The 14,834-nt window shown below is 70.8% G+C and carries 15 protein-coding genes; 5 read left to right on the top strand and 10 right to left on the bottom strand.

Annotated features, from left to right (window positions below; all coding sequences use genetic code 11):
- Positions 1–49 precede the first annotated feature (49 nt).
- Positions 50–1,708, bottom strand: coding sequence for a type 2 periplasmic-binding domain-containing protein (locus GFD30_RS09840; protein ID WP_153025010.1), 1,659 nt, complete (start codon positions 1,706–1,708; stop codon positions 50–52).
- 336 nt (positions 1,709–2,044) lie between these two features.
- On the opposite strand from GFD30_RS09840, the gene GFD30_RS09835 reads away from it, so the two are divergent.
- On the top strand, positions 2,045–3,067 hold the full coding sequence (locus GFD30_RS09835) for a LacI family DNA-binding transcriptional regulator (RefSeq protein WP_153025009.1): 1,023 nt from the start codon (positions 2,045–2,047) through the stop codon (positions 3,065–3,067).
- 188 nt (positions 3,068–3,255) lie between these two features.
- Here GFD30_RS09835 and GFD30_RS09830 read toward each other — a convergent pair whose 3' ends face one another.
- The 4 genes from GFD30_RS09830 to GFD30_RS09815 form a co-directional block, all read right to left on the bottom strand.
- A complete protein-coding gene (locus GFD30_RS09830) occupies positions 3,256–4,467 on the bottom strand; it encodes an alpha-L-fucosidase (protein ID WP_153025008.1) in 1,212 nt (403 codons plus the stop codon).
- Positions 4,468–4,469: 2 nt separating this feature from the next.
- Positions 4,470–4,904 carry an RbsD/FucU family protein gene (locus tag GFD30_RS09825; RefSeq protein ID WP_153025007.1) on the bottom strand — a complete coding sequence of 145 codons (435 nt, stop codon included), beginning with the start codon at positions 4,902–4,904 and terminating at the stop codon, positions 4,470–4,472.
- Between the two features lie 112 nt (positions 4,905–5,016).
- Positions 5,017–6,333 (bottom strand): L-fuconate dehydratase, encoded by a 1,317-nt coding sequence (locus GFD30_RS09820; protein WP_153025006.1) that lies wholly within the window; start codon positions 6,331–6,333, stop codon positions 5,017–5,019.
- Between the two features lie 132 nt (positions 6,334–6,465).
- A complete protein-coding gene (locus GFD30_RS09815; RefSeq protein WP_153025005.1) occupies positions 6,466–7,479 on the bottom strand; it encodes a LacI family DNA-binding transcriptional regulator in 1,014 nt (337 codons plus the stop codon).
- 109 nt (positions 7,480–7,588) lie between these two features.
- Here GFD30_RS09815 and GFD30_RS09810 point away from each other — a divergent pair, with 109 nt between their 5' ends.
- The 4 genes from GFD30_RS09810 (at position 7,589) to GFD30_RS09795 (ending at position 12,185) form a co-directional block, all read left to right on the top strand.
- Positions 7,589–8,617 carry a zinc-dependent alcohol dehydrogenase gene (locus GFD30_RS09810; protein ID WP_322633121.1) on the top strand — a complete coding sequence of 343 codons (1,029 nt, stop codon included), beginning with the start codon at positions 7,589–7,591 and terminating at the stop codon, positions 8,615–8,617.
- A complete protein-coding gene (locus tag GFD30_RS09805) occupies positions 8,614–9,369 on the top strand; it encodes an SDR family oxidoreductase (RefSeq protein ID WP_153025004.1) in 756 nt (251 codons plus the stop codon). The genes GFD30_RS09810 and GFD30_RS09805 overlap by 4 nt, the downstream gene beginning before the upstream one ends.
- Positions 9,370–9,380: 11 nt before the next feature.
- Positions 9,381–10,331, top strand: a complete 951-nt coding sequence (locus GFD30_RS09800; protein ID WP_153025003.1) for a glycoside hydrolase family 43 protein — start codon at positions 9,381–9,383, stop codon at positions 10,329–10,331.
- 657 nt (positions 10,332–10,988) lie between these two features.
- The gene (locus GFD30_RS09795) at positions 10,989–12,185 is read left to right on the top strand and encodes a GDSL-type esterase/lipase family protein (RefSeq protein WP_194201914.1); all 1,197 of its coding nucleotides are present in this window, start codon (positions 10,989–10,991) and stop codon (positions 12,183–12,185) included.
- A gap of 168 nt (positions 12,186–12,353) precedes the next feature.
- On the opposite strand, the gene GFD30_RS09790 is transcribed toward GFD30_RS09795, so the two are convergent.
- From GFD30_RS09790 to GFD30_RS09770, 5 genes are all read right to left on the bottom strand, one after another.
- Entirely contained in the window at positions 12,354–12,827 is a 474-nt protein-coding gene (locus tag GFD30_RS09790) for a hypothetical protein (protein WP_153025001.1), read from the bottom strand.
- A gap of 78 nt (positions 12,828–12,905) precedes the next feature.
- Positions 12,906–13,523, bottom strand: coding sequence for a hypothetical protein (locus GFD30_RS09785; protein WP_153025000.1), 618 nt, complete (start codon positions 13,521–13,523; stop codon positions 12,906–12,908).
- A gap of 19 nt (positions 13,524–13,542) precedes the next feature.
- On the bottom strand, positions 13,543–14,034 hold the full coding sequence (locus GFD30_RS09780) for a WXG100-like domain-containing protein (protein WP_153024999.1): 492 nt from the start codon (positions 14,032–14,034) through the stop codon (positions 13,543–13,545).
- Positions 14,035–14,037: 3 nt separating this feature from the next.
- The gene (locus GFD30_RS09775; RefSeq protein ID WP_153024998.1) at positions 14,038–14,367 is read right to left on the bottom strand and encodes a hypothetical protein; all 330 of its coding nucleotides are present in this window, start codon (positions 14,365–14,367) and stop codon (positions 14,038–14,040) included.
- Positions 14,368–14,369: 2 nt separating this feature from the next.
- Positions 14,370–14,780 carry a YbaB/EbfC family nucleoid-associated protein gene (locus GFD30_RS09770; protein WP_153024997.1) on the bottom strand — a complete coding sequence of 137 codons (411 nt, stop codon included), beginning with the start codon at positions 14,778–14,780 and terminating at the stop codon, positions 14,370–14,372.
- Between the last annotated feature and the right edge of the window lie 54 nt (positions 14,781–14,834).

The following is a 14,834-nucleotide window of genomic DNA, read 5'->3' as shown; positions in this document are numbered from 1 at the left end:
CCCGGGGCCCGCTCGGTGCGGGTCCCGGGGCGTGCGGCGGTCTGGACGCTCACTTGCCGGCGTCCTTGAGGGCCTGCGTGTACTCGTCCTTGACCTGCGTTCCTCCCTGCGACATGTAATCGGAGACGAATGAATCGAGGTCGTCGATGCTCTCGCGGCCGGTGATGACCCCGTTCTCGAAATCCGTCCACAATTGCTTGAGCTGGGCGCCCTTGGTGACGAACGTCTGGGAGGCGCCTTCGAGGCCGGTGAGGGGCCGGTCGATCGAGTTCTGGGCCAGGGACTCCATGACGGTGACGAACGAGTCCGCCCACGGCGCCGCGTTCGGGTGGATCCGGTAGGAGTTGTCACCGGACGACACGCCCACGTACTGCACCCCGAGCTCGGTCATGTAGTCCATGTTCGTGACGGGCATGCCGTGCTCGTCGAACTCGTAGTGGCGCCCCTCCTGACCCGAGCCGATGAACAGCGCCTCCTCGGACCCGAACGGCGCAGAGAGGTAGTCGAGCACGTTGAGGATCTCGGTGAGGCGGTCCTCGTCCTCGGCGGCGGCCGCCGAGACGCACGTCGACTTGCCGTAGGGCACGTTGCGCACCACGAGCTGCGAAGAGCCGTCGAAACCGGGCATGTCGAAGAAGTCGAACTTCGCCCCGGGCAGGTCCGCCTCCCACTGCGACAGGCCCGCGGCGCCGATGGCCGCGCCGACCGCGTCGTAGCGGATCGCCGCGCCCGAGACGATGTCGGTCGGGGTGGGGGACATCGAGACCGGGTCGAAGATCCCTTCGGCCCATGCGCGGGCGAGCCATTCGAGCATGAGCCTGTAGTTCTCGGTCTCGATCATGTGGACCAGGTCGCCGGCGTCGTTGTGCTGCCACTCCGGGCCGGTCTTGAACAGACGCTGGAACATCGACGCGGTCCCCGGGTGGGCGTCGTACTTGTTGAGGCCGTAGACCTGCTGGCCGCCGGGGCCGGTGCCGAGTGCGGAGACCTCCTTGAGCATGGTGAACAGCTCGTCGGCGTCCTTGGGGGCGCGGCCGATGGCAGTCTGGTCGACGAGGTCGGCGCGCATGACCGGCAGGTTGGTGAGCGCCCACACGATCGAGGGGACCTGGTAGATCCGCCCGTCCTTGAGGCTGGCCCGCCAGATCTCCTCCTTGCGCGCGGCCAGGTTGGGCCACTTGAGGATGTTGTCGCCCGAAAGCGTCTCGGAGAGGTCGGCGAACGCCCCGTCCCTGATGCCCTGCAGGTTCACGGCCGACTGGTCGTTGACGAACACCAGGTCCGGGACCTCGCCGGAGGCGAGCATCGTGGCGAACTTCTGGTCGAACACCGGCTGGGGCACGAACTGCGGCTCGAAGCTGACGCCGAGGCGCTCGTTGAGCTCCTGCCAGTACGGGTTCTCCTCCAAGGGCTTCGACGGGTCGCCCCACGTGAGCTGGAAGCTGGTGACCGTCCCGCCCGAACCCGGCTCGCGGTTCACCGACTTGAAGTAGGTCTTCGGGTAATCGGTGTAGACGTGCTCCATGCCGGGGGTCTCGGTCGCGTAGTACGGCTGGACGTCGAGATCCGGGGCGGGCTGGTAGGTGGGGATGTCGTAGTCGCCGCCGGCGGCGCCCCCGGTGTTCCCGGAGCAGCCGGCGCCGACCGTCGCCGCCGCGGCCGCCGCGCCCGCGGCACCGAGGAGCTTGCGGCGTGAGAATTCGACCATGAGAGGGGTCCTCCTGATGATGTCGCTGTGAGAGCCGGCGCTGTTGTCGACCACTGGGGGAGGCCGCCGGGTGCCGGAAGGGTCGGGCTCCGTGGCTCAGCGCCGAGAGAAGGTTATCAACATGATCGACGACGGTCAATGATCGACTTGCGAGGACCCGCGAATCAGGCGGAGGTGCGAGCTCAGTTCGATACGTAAGAGCAGTTCAGTGTCGTACATACTCGAGTGGCGGCGGAACGAAATCGATCTCGAAGTCGTCTGCATGATGGGATAACGTTGATCCGAGTGCTCGATCCCGGGCGTCGTCCACACTGACCGTCTCGTATCCTCGAAGCCATGGCCTCCTCGAAGTCGTACCGCGCCCCCGTCCTCGCCGACGTCGCGAAGGCGGCGGGCGTCTCGGTGCCCACCGTCTCCCGCGTGCTCAACGGGACCAAGAACGTCGCCCCAGAGCTGGCCCAGCGCGTCCACGCGGCGGTGAAGGAGCTCGGCTACCGCCCCAACAGCGCCGCCCGGTCGCTGCGGCTGAGCCAGCCGAACCTCATCTCGATCATCGCGGAAGCCACCACCTCGGACTACGGCTACGCGGGCACCCTCCGCGGCGTCGAGACCGCCGCCCAGCAGGCCGGCATGTCGGTCTCCATCACCATCGTCGCGTCCGATGAGGACGAATCGGTGATGCGTGCGATCGATCTCGCCCTGTCGCAGCCGATCGGGGGAGTGATCGTCCTCGAGTTCCGCCGCGCCGGCATCAAGGTCTCCCGGGCCCTGCCCGCGTCGCTGCCGGTCGTCGCCGCCGGCGGCGGCTCGGAACGCACCGATGGCACGCTCGCGGCACTGATCGACGAGGCCGCCGGCGGCCGCCGGGTGACGGAATACCTGCTCCGGCAGGGGCACCGGACCGTCCACCACATCGCCGGGCCCACCGGCGGCAAGGTCTCGGGCCGCACCGAAGGCTGGCGCGAAGCCCTCCGGGACGCCGGCGCCGAGATCCCCGAGGTCATGAACTCCGAGTGGGACGCGCTCTCGGGCTACCGCTGGGGCGAGCGGATCGCCGGGCGCGACGACGTGACCGCCGTCTTCTGCGGCAACGACGAGATCGCCCTGGGCGTCATGCGGGCCCTGGCCGACCGGGGCATCGACGTCCCCGGCGGCATCTCGGTCGCCGGTTTCGACGGCCAGCCCCTGGTCTCCCTCTGGCGCCCCTCGCTCACCACCGTGGAACAGGACTTCGAAGACCTCGGCGCCCGCGCGTTCCGCCTGCTGTCGCGGCTCCTCCAAGGCGAGACCGGCCTCGAGTCCTCAGTCGTCAAGCCCGAACTCGTCGTCCGCGAGTCGACCGCGCCCCCGCGCCGCTGACCCGGCCCCGGACGCGGCCCGGCCCCGAAGCCGGAACGCCCGCAAGGGGTTCCGGCCGCGGGGCCGGATGCGCTACGCCGCCGGGGCGTCGCCGGAATCGTCGATCCGCAGCCGGCGGCGGCCGCACAGCACCGACATCGATTCCGCGCACCGCGCCGCACCGGCCCGGCAGCGCCGCCCCGCGGTGGTCACCGAGGCAGCTCGACGCCCACGACCTCGTACCCGGGCGCGTTGATACGCACGGCCTCGGGCCGGTCGGCGACGACCACGAGCCGGTCGCCGCTCGCCCAGGTGCGGCACCAGTCGCCGGCGTCGACGGACACCCCGGCCTCGTCCTCGCCCGGGAACCGCCGATCGGCCGTGTACGGCTTGACCGCGGTCATCCAACCGGCCACGCCTTCGAGCGTGCGCCGCTGCACCTCGGGGATGCGGCCGGAGGCGTCCGGCCCGACGTTCAGCAGCAGCCGCCCGCCCCGCGAGACCACGTCCGCATAGTGCATGGCGAGCGCGCGCGGGCTGAGCGTCAGCGACTCGTCCTCGACCCGGTTGTAGCCGAAGGAGGATCCGAGCCCGCGGTTGTGCTCCCACCCGACGCCGGTCTCGTGGTCGGCGCCCATCGAGTACTCGCTCGTGCGGTAGTCCCACACGTCCGCGCCCCAGCGGTCGTTCACGATCCCGTCCGGGACGGCCTCGCGGTAGTGCGCGATGAGCGCGTCGAGCGAGCCGTCCTCCTTGCCCGCCTCGGGCCACTCGATGTCGTTCCACAGCACCGACGGCCGGTAGCGGTCGATGAGGTCGCGGACGTGCGCGGTCGCGTAGGCCGCGTAGTCGGCGTCGTTGGGCCGGTACCGCCACAGGTCCGCGCCCTCGACGATCGGCGGGCAGTCGGTCCGCGACCAGTCGAGGCCGGCGGAGTAGTACACGCCGAACCGCATGCCCTCGGCGCGGACCGCCTCCGCGAGCGGCGCGAGCAGGTCCCGCTTCGGGCCGCGGTCGACGGTGTTGAAGCCCGCGGTGCCCGGCGCGTCCCACAGCGCCACGCCGTCGTGGTGCTTGGTGACCGGCACGACGTAGTCCGCGCCCAGGGCCGCGAACAGCCGCGCCCACTCGACGGGGTCGTACGCCTCGGCCCGCCACTGGTCGAGGAAGTCCTCGTAGGGTGCCGACCCGTAGACCTCCGCGTGGTGGGCCGCCGCCGGCGACCCTTCGATGCGGATCGTGTTCGCGTACCACTCGGCGTAGGAGCTGTGCATGAACCAGCCGCCCTCGGGCTCGGCCTCGCCCGCGATGTGCTCGGGCTCGGCCCAGGCCGGGACCGCGTACGGTCCCCAGTGGATGAAGATGCCGAGACTCGCCTCCAGCGCCCAGTCGGGGAGGCGCTCGCGGTGCGCTCCGGTCATGTTCAGTGCTCCTTTCGGGGCGTCACGCCGGCGACGCCGACGGTCAGCAGCAGGTTCGCGTACTGGCGCTGGTCGCCGGTGGCGACGACCACGGCGGTGTCGGTCGTGCGGGCGAGGTCGTAGAAGGCGAACCGCTCGACCTCCTCGAACGGGACGTGCGCCCCGAGCGCGTCGCGGTAGCCGTCGTGGGCGGGCACGGGGTCGCCGCCCGAGCCCATGACGGCCGCGTGCTCGACCGGGACGGCGCCGAGCAGGGGCTCGAGCACGTCGTCCACGGTCAGCAGCCCGGGCCGCAGGTTCAGGTGGATCATCGCGGCAGCCGGGTTCGTGTGCGTCGAGCACGGGAAGTGGCCGTCGGCGATGAGGATCCGCGATCCGTGTCCGGCCGCGGCGAGCGCGGCCAGCAGCGGCGGGTGGATGAGGGCGTAGGTGAGCATGCCGTCCTTTCGATCGACGGCCCGCGGGGCCGCCGTACGTCGAGCCTAGGAGCGGACCGCGGCGCCCGGAAGGGCCGCGTTCACCGTCCGGTGGTCGGTTTTCACCACGCCGTCAGTCGACGCCCGCGACCCGGCCGGCCCAGTACCCGCCGCCGGGGTACGTGAACTCGGCGATGGACTCGGCGCGCATCTCAGCGGAATAGCCGGGCCGGGACGGGAGCACGTAGTTGCCGTCGACCACGACGCACGGGTCGGTGAAGTGCTCGTGGAGGTGGTCCACGTACTCGGTGACCCGGTCCTCGAGGCTCGCCGAGACGGCCACGAAGTCGAACACGGACAGGTGCTGGACCAGCTCGCACAGGCCCACGCCGCCCGCGTGCGGGCACACCGGCACGCCGAACTTGGCGGCGAGCAGGTACACGGCGATGATCTCGTTGACGCTCGCCAGCCGCGCCGAGTCGAGCTGGAGGTAGTCGATCGCCTCGGCCTGGAGCATCTGCTTGAACAGGACCCGGTTCATGCCGTGCTCGCCGGTGGCGACGCCGATCGGCGCGACGGCGCGGCGGACCGCGGCGTGGCCCAGCACGTCGTCCGGGCTCGTCGGCTCCTCGATCCAGTGCGGCTCGAACTCGGCGAGGGCCTTGACCCACTCGATCGCCTCGGGCACGTCCCACACCTGGTTGGCGTCGATCATGAGCTTCGCGTCCCAGCCGATGACCTCGCGGGCGATCGCCAGGCGGCGGCGGTCGTCGTCGAGGTCCGCGCCGACCTTGAGCTTGACGTGCCGGTACCCCTGGTCCACGGCCTCCTGGAGCAGCCGGCGCAGCTTGTCGTCGCTGTAGCCGAGCCAGCCGGCGCTGGTGGTGTAGCACGGGTAGCCGCCGCGGGCCTCGAGCTCGGCGATGCGCGCGGCCCTGGTGGGCTCCTTGGCGCGCAGGATCGCCAGCGCCTCGTCGCGGGTGAGGGCGTCCGAGAGGTAGCGCAGGTCGGCGGCGTCCACGAGCTGTTCAGGGGTCATGTCGGCGAGGAGCCGCCACAGCGGCTTGCCGGCGGCGCGCGCGGCGAGGTCCCACACGGCGTTCATGACCGCGGCGAGTGCGATGTGGACGACGCCCTTCTCGGGGCCGAGCCAGCGGAGCTGCGCGTCGGACTGGAGTTCGCGGTAGAGCGCGCCGGGGTCCGCGGCGATGGCGTGGACGTCGCGGCCGATGAGCTTGACGGCGTGCTGGAGCGCGGCGGCGGTGACGAGGTCGTTCCCGCGACCGATGGTGAAGGTGAACCCGTAGCCGGCGAGCTCGGGGTCGTCGGTCTGGAGGACGACGTAGGCGGCGGAGTAGTCGCCGTCCTTGTTCATCGCGTCGGAGCCGTCCATGGTCAGCGAGGTGGGGAAGCGGACGTCGTGGGTCTCGACCGCGTCGATGAAGGTCATGCGGGTTCCTTGGCGGGGAGAGGGCTGCGGTGGCGGAGGACGCCCGCGAGGTGCGGCCTCCGCTTGCGCAAACGATTGATCAGCCGTCGACGGTAGTCGCCGCACGTCCCCGGCGCAAGGCCCCGCCGGTTCTCAGCGGCCCGGGCCGGCGGTGGACTCGCGCTCGATCAGCACCGGCTCGGCGTCCTCCACGGCCCGGTGCTCGACCGGTCCGCCCTCGATGACCTGCGCGAGGAGTGCGACGGCCGTGCGGCCGAGCTCGTAGAGCGGCATCCGGACGCAGGTGAGCGGCGGCCAGGTGTGCTCGGCGGTCCACGCGTCGTGGACCGCGACCACCGACAGGTCGTCGGGCACCGTGCGGCCCTGGGCCCGCGCCTGCGCGAGCACACCCACGGCGGCGTTGACGTTGGCCGCGACGATCGCCGTCGGCGGCTCGCGGAGCGCCAGCAGCTCGGCGGCGGCGGCCCGGCCGTCCGACTCCCGGTAGCCGCGCCAGGTCACGAGCCCGGGCTCGCCGGGCAGACCGGCTTCGAGCAGCGCCGCGAGGAACCCCTCGGCCCGCCGCTGCGCGCTCGGCGACGCCGCCAGGCCCCCGGCGAAGCCGATCCGGCGGTGCCCCAAGGCGATCAGATGCTCCGTGGCGCGGCGCGCGGCGAGCGCGTCGGGCACGACCACCGACGCGGCCCCCGGGATGCGCTGGTGGATCGTGACCAGCGGCGCGGACCGCTCGCCCACGGCCTCGGCCAGTTCGGCGGTGTCGGCGCCGTCGCGCGGCTGGAGCACGATCCCGTCGACCCGGCCCTCGCCGAGCAGCCGGTCGAACATCCGCCCGCCCGGCTGCATGTCCTCGCTGCGCGCCAGCAGCATGACGCACCCGCGCGTCACCGCCTCGTCCTCCACGCCCCTGGTGAGCTCGGCGAACAGCGCGTTCGTCACGTCGGGGACGACGAGCGCGATCACGTCGGTGCGGGCCAGCTTCAACGCCCGGCCGGCGAAGTTCGGGTGGTAGCCGACCTCCGCGGCCGCCTTCCGGACGCGATCGCGCGTCGCCTCGCTCAGCCGCGCCGCCGGGTCCCCCGAGAGCACCCTGGAGGCCGCCGACACCGAGACGCCCGCGCGGGCCGCCACATCACTGAGCTTCGCCATCGGTCCAGTATCGCCTATCTGAGAAACCGATGATCAAACGATTGCGCAACGCGCGGATGTGTGCGATCCTCATCCGCGACCGATCGACCGACAACCGGAGGAGGCGCCCGTGCTCGCCGCACACTACGCCGGGAACCGCACCATGACCGTGGCGCACGCCGACCCCGCGCCGCCGGGCCCCGGCCAGGTGCAGATCGCCGTGGCCTACAACGGGATCTGCGGCACCGACCTGCACATCCTCAGCGGACACATGGACGCCCGCGTCGACGTCCCCGCCGTCATCGGCCACGAGATGAGCGGCACCGTCGCCGCCCTCGGCGACGGCGTCGACGGCCGGTCCGTCGGCGATCCCGTCACCGTGATGCCCCTCGCCTGGGACGGCACCTGCCCCGCCTGCCGCGCCGGCAACTCCCACATCTGCCAGAACCTCGACTTCGTCGGCATCGACTCGCCCGGCGCGCTCCAAGGCCGCTGGAACGTCGACGCCGGCCTGCTCGTGCCCCTCCCGGCCTCGCTCTCACTCAAGCACGCGGCCCTCGTCGAGCCGACCGCCGTCGCGGTGCACGACGTGCGCCGCGCCGAACTCGAACCCGGCCAGAAGGCCGTCGTCATCGGCGGCGGCCCCATCGGCGTCCTCATCGCCGCCGTCGCCCGCTCCTTCGGCGGCGAGGTCGTCGTCATCGAGCTCGACCCGAAGCGCCGCGAGACCGCCGCGGGACTCGGCTTCACCGTCCTCGACCCCCGCGAGGACACGCTCGCCTGGGTCGAGGAGTGGACCGGCGGCGCCGGTGCCGACGTGGTCTTCGAGGTCTCCGGCGCCGCCGCGGCCGTCCTCGGCGCCGTCGACTACGCCAAGGTCCGCGGCACCCTCGTGGTCGTCGCCATCCACCCCGAACCGCGGCCGGTCAACCTCCAACGCGTCTTCTGGCGCGAACTGCGCCTCCTCGGCGCCCGCGTCTACCAGCGCGACGACTTCGACACCGCCGTCGCCCTCCTCGACACCGGCGCGATCCCCGCCGACGCCCTCATCACCAGGACCGTGCCCCTGCGCGACGTCCAATCCGCGTTCGACGCCCTCACCGGCGGCGAGGCCATGAAGATCCTCATCGACGTCCAAGCCGGGCAGGAGACCGCATGAACCCCTTCGACCTCACCGGCCGCCTCGCCGTCGTCACCGGCGCCAAGCGCGGCATCGGCTTCGCCATGGCCGAAGCGCTCGCCGCCGCCGGCGCCGACGTCATCGGCGTCAGCGCCACCATCGAACCCGAAGGCTCCGCGATCGAGCGGCGCGTCACCGGGCTCGGCCGCCGCTTCCGCGCGCTCCGCGCCGACTTCAGCGACCCCGCGCAGGTCGCCGATCTCGCCGACGCCCTCGCCGCCGAACCGGTCGACGTCCTCGTCAACAACGCCGGCACGATCCGCCGCGCCCCCGCCGCCGAGCACTCGGACGCGGATTGGAACGACGTCCTCCAGGTGAACCTCACCAGCCAGTTCGCGCTCGCCCGCGCCGTCGGCGGCGCCATGCTCGACCGCGGCCGCGGCAAGATCATCTTCACCGCCTCGCTCTTGAGCTTCCAAGGCGGCATCAACGTCCCCGGCTACGCCGCCGCCAAATCCGGCATCGCCGGTCTCACACGCGCGCTCGCCAACGAGTGGACCGCCCGCGGCGTCACCGTCAACGCGATCGCCCCCGGCTACATCGCCACCGACAACACCCAAGCGCTGCAAGACGACCCGGACCGCTCCAAGGCGATCCTCGAACGCATCCCCGCCGGCCGGTGGGGCCGCCCCGGCGACCTCGCCGGGGCGACGGTGTTCCTCGCCAGCGCCGCCTCCGACTACGTCTCGGGCGCGGTGCTCCCCGTCGACGGCGGCTGGCTCGGCCGCTGACCGGAACCGACATGACGAGCGAACCCGAGTACGCCGGCTACCTGTACGCCCACTTCAAACGCGAAGGGGCCGAAGGCGAGCAGATCCACTTCGCGCTCAGCGACGGCGACGACCCGCTGCACTTCGACGACCTGAACGGCGGCAGGCCGGTCCTGCGCTCGACTCTCGGCGAACGCGGCGTCCGCGACCCCCACATCGTCCGCTCGCCCGAGGGCGACCGCTTCTTCATGGTCGCGACCGACCTGCGCGTGGGCGACCGCACCGACTGGGACCGGATGCAGCGCCGGGGCAGCCGGTCGATCATGGTGTGGGAATCGCGCGACCTGGTCGACTGGGGCGAGGGCCGCCTCGTCGAGGTCGCCCCACCCGAGGCCGGCAACGCGTGGGCGCCCGAGGCGGTCTGGGACCCCGACCAGGGCGCCTACCTCGTCCACTGGTCCTCGACGCTGTACGCCGACCCCGAGCACGCGACCGACAGCCACAACCGCATCCTGTGCGCCACCACCCGCGACTTCCGATCGTTCGCCGAGCCGCGGGTGTGGATCGACCGCGGGTGGCACACCATCGACGCCACCGTCATCGAGCACGACGGCGTCTACTACCGGTTCCTCAAGGACGAACGCGGCCGCACCGGCGAGTCGCCCTTCGGCAAGACCGTCTTCTCGGAGACCGCGACCTCGCTCACGGGGGAGTGGGCGCCGCTGGCCGAGGGCATCGGGCTCGGCGCGATCCGCCAAGGCGAGGGACCGCTGGTGTACCAGGCGAACAGCGGAGACCGCTGGTTCCTGTGGATCGACGAGTTCACGCCCGAGCGCCGCTACGTCCCGTTCGAGACGACCGACCTCGCCGGCGGCCGGTGGACGCCGTGCGAGGACTTCCGCCTGCCCGAAGACCCCTGCCACGGCGTCGTCCTCCCCGTCACCGCCGCCGAGCACGAACGGCTTCGGACCGCCTGGTCCTGAACCTCCGACAGGGAACCGCGACAAGAACCGGTTCGCCGCCACCGGCGACGCGCTGATCCGGCGCCTGCCGGCCCGCTCGCACCGACCGGCTGCGGCCGAACGCACCTGGTCTACGAGGCTGCTTCCTCTCTGGTCTGCGTCGCCGTGAGCGCCAAGCGGCGCTTGCGGGTCGGCAGTCCGGCGGCGGGGTGGGCGGCGTTCCACGCCGTACCCCAGTTGACGAAGCGCCTTGAAGTGCGCTGCGGGTCGCGCGCGGAGGCTCCACGTCTTCGGGCTCAGGTCCGCACCGACCGCTTGGAAGACCCCGCGGTTGCCGAGACCGATGTTGTTGCCGAGGTACGGCAGTTTCGCGCCGGGGACCTTGCCGCCGGTGAGGCGGGCGACGATCGCGCAGGTCGCCCGGATCCGGGTGAATCCCGCTGAGGCGGCACTCGGTGCGCTTTGCGGTCGGGATCGATGTCCCTACGCGCGCCCAGCGGAACCCGACCCCGGTGCCGACCGGCCGCGGAGCGGTTGTCGGATTCTCGACAATCGGCGGCAGCCGAATCGGTCGATGGCGTCCCGGTACCCGTGGTCCACTGTGTCGAGCCGAAGGCGCTCCACCTGCTGCAACGCCTTCATTCACCGTCAGAAGGAGTTGCCGTGGGAGGGACGCAAATGAGAGCGACGAGAACGCGCACATCGTCGATGCCGGCATGGGCGACGGGCGCAGCCGCCGCGATTCTGGGTGCGGTGCTCGCCGTCCCCTCGGCGGCCGTCGCCGAAGAGGCCGCGACGACGCAGGCCAAGGAGCCGGCCGTCATCTCCCTGGGCGACAGTTTCATTTCGGGGGAGGCGGGCCGCTGGCAGGGCAACGGCAACACGATTCGGGGCAGCCGGTACGGCACCGACCTCGCCGCATACGCCTGCAACGCGTCGGAGACCTTCTGCTTCTACGACCCGACCAGGGTCTACGGATCGTCGTACGCCAACGGGTGCAACCGCTCCACTGGAGCGGAGATCCACCACCTGAACGCGGTCCGCGTCGACGGGCAGACCTTCGAAATCGCCGAGCGCAACCGCATCAACATCGCCTGCTCGGGAGCGACGACCGACAACGTCCTCCACACCCCGTTCAAAGGCGAGCGGCCGCAGATCGAGCAGCTCGCCGACCATGCCGCCGCCAAGGACGTCAAACTCATCGTGGTGTCCATCGGCGGCAACGACATCGGTTTCAGCGACGTCATCGCGGACTGCGTCAAGGGATTCAGCCTCCCGCGGTACGCCGGATGGCACTGCAGCAAGACCCTGGGACCGCAGATGCCGGCCCGGATCGAGGCCATGAGCGGCAAGGTGAAAGCGGTCCTCGAGGCCGTCCGCGGCACCATGGGCGATGCCGGATACCAGGACTCGGACTACCGCCTGGTCCTCCAGACCTATCCCTCGCCGATCCCGCGAGGAGCCGACAACCGGTACCCCGAGTCCTCGTACGCCCGGCTCGACACCGGCGGTTGCCCCTTCTACAACGACGACTCGGACTGGGCCCGGGACACCCTCATCCCCGCGCTCGCCGAGGCGCACGAGCAGACGGCGGCGAGCGTCGACGGCGTGGAGTTCCTCGACCTCCAAGAAGCCCTCGACGGCCACGAGGTCTGCGCCAAGGGCGTCCAGCAGTCCGCGGGCGGCAACACGCTCGTGAACCCGCTGCCCGAGGCCGAGAGCGAATGGGCGCGGTTCATCGTCTCGGGCCTCTCCCAGGGGCAGCTGCAGGAGTCCATGCACCCGAACTTCTACGGACAGCGGCAGATGGGCGAGTGCCTGAACACCATGTCGGGGACCGCTACGCCCTCCTTCACCTGCCCTGGTCCAGAGTGAACCCTCCCTGAGGGCGGCTCCGGAACACCGGAAGCCGCAGGGAAGTCCGGACGGTACGGGGTCTGCTCAACACCTGGTTGATCCCCAACGACACCCGTAGGCTGACCACCAAACGCAGCGGCCGCAGCGGCGCTCAGCGGTTCACGGACGGGGGCCGTTCAGAGGCGGTTACAGTTCGCCCGTGTAGGACGTCAAGAGCGCCTGTTGGTAGTCGAGGATCTCGCGCATGCGGGGGCTGCGCTCTTCGAAGGCGCGGGTGACGATCGGGTCGGGGCAGATGCGGACGAGTTCGAACTCGTAGCACTGCCCGAGGACCTCGAGGGTCCGGCTGGGGGTCAGAACGGTGTCGAGCTCGTCGAAGCACAACCCGAGCGCGAGCACGATGCCCATCGTGCCGGGCGCTTCGGCCCGGTTCTGCTGCACGGTCAGCTCGGAGAGGACCGCGGGGGTGGCCTCGGCGAGAGTGCGGCCCTGCTGGAGCGCGGCCCGCAGGGTCGCCAGGGTGCGGTCGACGAACGCGGCCAAGTCGGCGTCCTCGATCGGGCGCTCGGTGGTGGCCATCGACCAGCCGAGGGCGTCGACGGCGATGCGGAAGCGGTCCCGAGCCGACACGTCCTCGAGGGGACCCTCGAAACGGCTCATCTCCGCGTCCCACAACTCCATACCCGCATCCCCTCGAATCGGTGCCGCGCAACGACAGCGCGACAGTGTTTTCCCTGGTTAGGGCCACCCTACCAGGTTGACCAAACCGTTCGTCTTCTGCGTCTCGGCGCGGCAGTTCTGCGCGTTCGCCGGTGGCGTGGCCGCGTCGTCGCAGGGTTTTCGCGACGGCGAGATGTTCATCGGCGGCTCGGGCAGGCTCCGGTACGGCTCCTCGCCGATCTTGCCGTCCTTGATCGCCTGGGTGCGCAGGTCGTGGATGTTGAGCGCGATCCGCTCGGCATGGTTCGCGTCCGGCGTGGACGTGCCGGGGCCCATGAGTCGCTTGTAGCCGAGGCTGTCGGCCAGATCGCGGGCGTCCTTGGAGGTGGTGTTGCGGTTCATGACGTAGTACAGGTTCCCGTTCTTGTCCTGAATGGTCGCCACCGTCAGGCCCTGCGAGGCGCGCTCGCCGTACTGCTTCTCGTACGCCTTGTGGATGTCCTCGGCGTCCTTTCGCAGTTCCGGGCCGGTTTTCATGGTGACGCCGTCGCTGGGAGTGACGGTCGCGTCGATCTGCTTCTTGTTCGGATCGAGCCGTCTCACGCGGGGGTTGGGAACCTTGATCTTCTTGATCGCCGGCTTCGCGATCTTCTTGGCGGCAGCGCCGAGCGCGGCGTTCTTCGGGTCTTTCGGCATGAGGAGTGGTGCGGCCCTTCTACATCAGCAGCCGCATGACGGCTTCTTGGACCAGGTTCATGAGGATCTCGCGGCCGATCGCGTAGATGGCCGGCAGCGCCGCTCCCGCGATCCCCATCGTCGCCGCCGCGGCCGCGATCGCCGCGGCGATCTGGACGGCGAGGATCGCCAATTGGACGATGCAGGCGATCTTGAGCGCCAAGACGATCGCGGCGCAGATCATCATCCCCGCACCGGTCAAGTACATCCCGATCGTGCCCTCGGACAGCACCGTCGCCGGCCCGTCCTCCCCGTTCCACCAGGCCGTGAACGCCTCGACCGCCTCGCCGATGTTCTCGTCCCAGACTTTCGCGCCCTGCTCGCCCACCCCCGACAGGACCTGGCCGACCTGGTCGGGCAGGCCCATCCAGGCCTCCCCGATCTGGAACAGCATGTCCTCGTTCGACATCGGCCAGTCGACGCCGCACATGTTCAAGATCTCGCCCAGCGCGGGCGGCAGATTGATGACCATCCGCTACCCGCCCAGGCCGTCGAGGAGCTGCTGGAAGATCTTCGCGACCGCCTCATCGCCTTCAGCATGGGCCGTGGCCCACTCCTTGAGGTCGGCGCCGGCGTTGGCGAGCTCGTCGGCGCACACCGTGATCGACTCCTCGAACGCCCCGAGGATCACGTTGTGGATCTCCATGATCAGCCCGCCGATCTCGTCCCCGCCCGAGGCTTCGGTGATCGATTCGACCTGGCCCTTGAATCCCTCCCAGACGGCGGCGAGGTCCTGGCCGTGGGACTGCAGTCCCTCGGCGGCCTCCTCGAACTTCTCCGGCTGCACCGAGAATCCGGCCGCCATGGCTACCGCTCCTCCCGCTGCTCGGCGCGCGAGTGCGCGGCCATGATCCCGTCCAGGAAGGACGACAACCTCGCGGCTCCCTCGCGCTGGATCTCCGCCAGCTGCTCGTTCAGCTCCTCCAAGTCCACGGCCGCACCCGCGCCGGCCCGCTCCCGCAGCGCGGCGTACGCCTCGTTGACCGCGAGGGTGATCTGCTCGGACAAGGCCTCGGAGCCCAACCGCATCGCGACCGGCTTGATCGACACCTCGGCCGTCCCCGGCGGTTTCACCGACACGGTCACCATGCCCTCGGCCGCCTCCGCGACGATCGGCTCAGCCTCGGCGTCCCCGTTCTGGATCTCCTGGACGCGTTTGGCGGCGGCCATGACCTGATCGAGCGGTCCGGTCATACCGCCGGGGTCGGGGATGGTCATCGAGTGTGCTCCTTGTCCGAGCCGGGGGACGTGGGGTGGCAACAACGATACAAC

It is taken from the genome of Glycomyces albidus, assembly GCF_009451885.1.
GTDB classification, from domain to species: domain Bacteria; phylum Actinomycetota; class Actinomycetes; order Mycobacteriales; family Micromonosporaceae; genus Glycomyces; species Glycomyces albidus.
This window is presented reverse-complemented; position numbering and strand designations above follow the sequence as displayed.